This is a genomic window from Acetomicrobium sp. S15 = DSM 107314 (assembly GCF_016125955.1).
GTDB lineage: Bacteria > Synergistota > Synergistia > Synergistales > Thermosynergistaceae > Thermosynergistes > Thermosynergistes pyruvativorans.
The window spans coordinates 1-302 of the sequence record NZ_JADEVE010000172.1 but is presented as its reverse complement, the minus strand read 5'-3'; the positions used below and the strand labels follow the sequence as shown (position 1 = coordinate 302).

General features: G+C 54.6%; 1 protein-coding gene. It reads left to right on the top strand.

The genetic code is table 11. The features are described 5' to 3' along the window. Positions 1–101: 101 nt before the first annotated feature. A partial coding sequence (locus tag EZM41_RS04165) for a PD-(D/E)XK nuclease family protein (protein WP_198469819.1) occupies positions 102–302 on the top strand: 201 nt, incomplete at its 3' end.

Here is a 302-nt window from a genome sequence, read left to right as displayed (position 1 = left end):
TCAGCCGATATGATGCCGTCATGACTATCTTCGATTTGCCGAGGTCGTTATCCTTTAGTAGAGAGCGTAAGGAGCTATTAGCTTGCCTTGGTTTAAGTGCGATGCCCCCTGAGTTTTGGGAACGCTATCTTAGCCTCACGGATTTGCTCGACAAGTTGGCAGTATTGACCGACGGGAGCGCGGTGGTCCTTGACTACAAGTCGGGAGGGAGCGACTACTACAGGGATTCGGTTCAGCTTGCAGCCTACGCCGTAGCGCTCGAAGAAGCGGGCACGAGCGTGGCCGGCTATGCCTATCTCTGC